The 3,984-nt window shown below is 70.8% G+C and carries 6 protein-coding genes; 3 read left to right on the top strand and 3 right to left on the bottom strand.

The genetic code is table 11. The annotated features are described in order from the left end of the window. Positions 1–17 precede the first annotated feature (17 nt). From HZS56_RS37435 to HZS56_RS37445, 3 genes are all read left to right on the top strand, one after another. The gene (locus tag HZS56_RS37435; RefSeq protein ID WP_216725266.1) at positions 18–722 is read left to right on the top strand and encodes an ABC transporter permease; all 705 of its coding nucleotides are present in this window, start codon (positions 18–20) and stop codon (positions 720–722) included. Continuing rightward, positions 719–1,384 carry an ABC transporter permease gene (locus HZS56_RS37440; protein WP_216725262.1) on the top strand — a complete coding sequence of 222 codons (666 nt, stop codon included), beginning with the start codon at positions 719–721 and terminating at the stop codon, positions 1,382–1,384. Before HZS56_RS37435 ends, HZS56_RS37440 begins: the two co-directional genes overlap by 4 nt. A gap of 85 nt (positions 1,385–1,469) precedes the next feature. Beyond that, positions 1,470–2,432: an ABC transporter substrate-binding protein gene (locus HZS56_RS37445; protein WP_216725263.1), complete on the top strand. Its 963-nt coding sequence runs from the start codon at positions 1,470–1,472 to the stop codon at positions 2,430–2,432. 135 nt (positions 2,433–2,567) lie between these two features. Here HZS56_RS37445 and HZS56_RS37450 read toward each other — a convergent pair whose 3' ends face one another. Genes HZS56_RS37450 through HZS56_RS37460 form a run of 3 tightly spaced genes read right to left on the bottom strand, consistent with a single transcriptional unit; the run spans position 2,568 to position 3,958 of the window. Beyond that, positions 2,568–3,191, bottom strand: coding sequence for a GTP-binding protein (locus tag HZS56_RS37450; RefSeq protein ID WP_216725264.1), 624 nt, complete (start codon positions 3,189–3,191; stop codon positions 2,568–2,570). After that, a complete protein-coding gene (locus HZS56_RS37455) occupies positions 3,178–3,537 on the bottom strand; it encodes a DUF742 domain-containing protein (protein ID WP_216725265.1) in 360 nt (119 codons plus the stop codon). Before HZS56_RS37455 ends, HZS56_RS37450 begins: the two co-directional genes overlap by 14 nt. Position 3,538: 1 nt before the next feature. After that, a complete protein-coding gene (locus HZS56_RS37460) occupies positions 3,539–3,958 on the bottom strand; it encodes a roadblock/LC7 domain-containing protein (protein ID WP_003972853.1) in 420 nt (139 codons plus the stop codon). Positions 3,959–3,984 lie beyond the last annotated feature (26 nt).

Here is a 3,984-nt window from a genome sequence, read left to right on the forward strand (position 1 = left end):
GTCACGAAGGTCGCGCCGTGAACGGCTTCTTCGACATCCCGAGCGACCTCGACAACACGTACTTCGGCCTGATCGGCCTGCACCTGCGCGAGGCACTGCTGCCGGTGCTGGCGGGCCTGCTGGCCGCGCTGCCCGTCGCCCAGCTCTGCGTGCGCTTCCGCTGGCTGTACCCGCCGGTGCTCGGTGTGACCACCGTCTTCTACGCCGTCCCGTCGCTGGCCGTCTTCGTCGTCCTCATCGACTACACCGGCCAGACCGAGCTGACCGTGATGATCCCGCTGGCCGTCTACAGCCTGGTCGTGCTCGTCCCGGCGATCGTCGACGGAGTGCGGTCGGTGCCCGAGGAGACGCTCGCCGCGTCCACCGCCATGGGCTTCGGACCCGTACGGCGCTATCTCCAGGTGCAGTTGCCGATCGCCGTGCCCGCGATCCTCGCCGGGCTGCGCGTGGCCGTGTCGGCGAGCATCTCCCTGGTCAGCGTCGGCGCCCTCATCGGCAACCAGGGCGCCCTCGGCAACCTGCTCGCGGACGCCCAGAAGTACGGCCGGCCCGAGCTGGCGGTCAACTCCGTGCTCACCACCGCCGTACTGGCCGTCCTGTGCGACGCGCTGCTCGTCCTGGTCCGCAACCTGCTGACGCCGTGGATGCCGCGCGGCAGGAGCGGGCGCCGCCCGAAGGAGGCCGCGGCGCGGCCCGGACCGCAGGAGGCGGCGACCCGGTGAACGTCCTCAACTTCGTCAACGCCTTCTTCAGCGACAGCGCGCACTGGCAGGGCTACGACGGCATCCCGCAACGCCTGCTGGAACACGTCCAGTACACGCTGCTGGCCCTCGGCCTCGCGGCCGCCGTCGGACTGCCCGTCGGGCTGCTGACCGGGCACACCGGACGCGGCGGCAACGCCGTGGCCTTCGTCGCCACCGCCGCCCGCGCCCTGCCCAGCTTCGGCCTGCTGGTGCTGATCGCCGTGGTCGTCGGCATCGGCCTGCTGCCCGTGATGGTGCCGCTCGTCGTGCTCGCGATCCCGCCGATCCTGGTCACCACCTACGAGGCGGTCCGCTCCGTCGACCCCTCGCCGGTGGACGCCGCCCGGGGCATGGGCATGCACGAGGCGGGCATCCTCTTCCGCGTCGAACTGCCCGTCGCCCTCCCGCTGGTGCTCAGCGGACTGCGCTCGGCGGCCATCCAGGTCGTCTCGACGGCGACCATCGCCGCCTACGTCAGCCTCGGCGGAATCGGCCGCTACATCATCGACGGGCTCTACCAGCGAAACTACGAGAAGGTCGTCGGCGGCGCCACGCTGGTGGCCGTCCTGGCGCTGGTCACCCTCGCCGTCTTCTGGGCGGCCGGACGGCTGGCCGTCTCGCCGGGAGTGCGCAGGCGCTGAGGCGCAGTGGCGGTGCAGTGGCGGTGCACAAACCGTAACCAGGCCGTACTTGACTCCCGTACAAGCGGATCGTTTGGATCGGTGGATGACTTCTAGCGCGAAGAGCAGCAGGTCCAGGACCAGGCACACCGGCGCGGCGGCCGTCGCGCTCACCGCCGCGGCGGCGCTGCTCGCGGGCTGTTCCTCCGACTCCGGCGACACTTCCGACAACCCGCTGGCGGGCGACAAGGCGGAGGCGGGCACCGTCGTCGTCGGCTCGAACAACTTCGCCGAGAGCACCCTGCTCGCCGACATCTACGGCGAGGCGCTCAAGGCCAAGGGTCTCAAGGTCACCTACAAGCACAACATAGGCAGCCGCGAGACGACGTACGGCCTGATGAAGAACGGCTCGGTCACGGTGCTGCCGGAGTACAACGGCTCGCTCCTCGCCTACCTCGACCCCAAGGCCGAGCAGGGGTCCGTCGACGCCGTCAACGAGGCGGTCAAGGGCAAGCTCGACAAGAAGCTGACGCTGCTGGAGTCCTCGCCGGCCGAGAACAAGGACTCGGTGACCGTCAACGCCGAGACCGCGAAGAAGCACGGTCTCACCGCCGAGTCGACCCTCGCCGACCTCAAGGACGCCGCGCCCGACCTGGTGATCGGCGGCTCGCCCGAGTTCCAGACCCGGCAGCAGGGGCTCAAGGGCCTGGAGTCGGTGTACGGCCTGAAGTTCAAGTCGTTCAAGGCGCTCGACGCGGGCGGTCCGCTGACCCAGTCGGCGCTGACCAAGAACGACGTGCAGGCGGCGGACGTCTTCACCACCGACCCGACCATCGTCAAGGAGAAGTTCGTCGTCCTGAAGGACCCGGAGAACCTCTTCGGCCACGCGAACGTGACCCCGCTGGTCACCAGGGACGGGCTGTCCGAGGAGGGCGTCGCCGCGCTCAACGGGGTCTCCGCCAAGCTGGACACCGAGACGCTCCTCGACCTGGACGCCCAGGTCCAGCTGGACAAGAAGGACCCGCTGGACGTGGCCAAGGAGTGGCTCAAGTCCGCGGGCCTTTCCTGACCCGACCGGGGGTCTCCTCACGGAGACCGCCGGCGGGAACCGCCGCGTCACGCCTGGCGGGAACCGCCGTCACGCCTGACAGAGACCACCGTCACGCCTGGCGGAGACCGCCGTCACGCCTGGTGGAGACCACCGTCACGACGCCGCGGCCCCGGTCGCGGCGTCGATCAGCTGGTCGATCAGGGCGATGAGGACGTCCCGGCTCGAGGTCCGCTCCCGCGCGTCGCAGAGCAGCACCTGGACGTGGTCCGGCAGTGCGAGCGCCTCGCGGATCTCCGCGGCCGGGTACGGGTGGCGGCCGTGGAAGCCGTTGACGCCGACGACGAAGGGGATGCCCCGCCGCTCGAAGAAGTCGATCGCGGCGAAGCTCGACTCGGGCCTGCGGACGTCGACCAGGACCACCGCGCCGAGCGCACCGATCGACAGGTCGTTCCACATGAACCAGAACCGCTGCTGACCCGGTGTGCCGAACAGGTACAGCACCAGGTCCCGGGTGATGGTGATCCGCCCGAAGTCCAGGGCCACGGTCGTGGCCCGCTTCTCCTCGATGCCCGCGAGGTCGTCGACGTCGAGTCCCGCCGCGGTCAGCGGCTCCTCGGTACGCAGCGGGGAGATCTCGCTCACCGACCCGACCATGGTGGTCTTGCCGACGCCGAAACCCCCGGCGATCAGGATCTTGACGGCATCGGGCGCGGCGGAGCGCGCGGTGGAGCGGGCGGATGCCGTGGGCGCCGGAGCGGCGCGGTCAGAGCCGGCCAAGGCCGTCCCTCACTTTCTGCAGCAGGTCCAGGTCCGGTGTGGCGCGGTTGACCGGGTGCGGCGGCCGGGCGGTGATGCGGTCGGCCTCCAGCAGGTCGGAGAGCAGGATGACCACCACGCTCACCGGCAGGTCGAGGCGGGCCGCGACCTCCGCCACGGCCATCGGCTCGGCGCACAGCCGCAGGATCCGAAGGTGTTCGGGCTGCGGACGCGTGGCCCGGTCCGGCTGCGGGTCGCACGTGGTCACCGTCGTGATCAGGGTGAAGTCGGCGCGGCTGGGGCGGGTCCGGCCGCCGGTCAGGGTGAACGGCCGCACGAGCCGGCCCCCCGCGTCGCCTCCGGTCACGTCACTCGCCGGGGCCGGCGGTGGCCCGCGGTGCCGCGCTCAGGTGCTCGCCGATCTTCTTCACCAGCATGTTCATCTGGTACGCCACGACGCCGACGTCGGCGTTCGGCCCGGTGAGCACGACCAGGTGCGCGCCGGGGCCGGCGGAGGTGAGGATCAGGTAGCTGTTGGCCATCTCGATGAGCGCCTGGCGCACCGGGCCGCCGCGGAAGTCCATGCTGACGCCCTTGCTCAGGCTCATCAGACCCGAGGCGGTCGCCGCCAGCCGCTCGGCGTCGTCGCGCAGGAACCCGGTCGACTTGCTGACGACCAGTCCGTCCTCGGAGAGCACGACCGCCTGGTTCACGTCGGCGACCCGCTCCACGAGTCCGGTGAGCAGTTGGTCCAGCTCGGTGTGCGTGGCGGGGGAGGGTCGGGTCATCGGCTGTCCTTCGTCGGCTGTCGGCG

The organism is Streptomyces mayonensis (genome assembly GCF_018982965.1).
Lineage (GTDB): Bacteria > Actinomycetota > Actinomycetes > Streptomycetales > Streptomycetaceae > Streptomyces > Streptomyces mayonensis.

What these genes read in the sequence shown, in the direction of transcription:
- HZS56_RS37460 (WP_003972853.1), bottom strand. Translation starts at nt 3,958, where the DNA reads ATGACCCGACCCTCCCCCGCCACGCACACCGAGCTGGACCAACTGCTC.
- HZS56_RS37445 (WP_216725263.1), top strand. Translation starts at nt 1,470, where the DNA reads ATGACTTCTAGCGCGAAGAGCAGCAGGTCCAGGACCAGGCACACCGGC.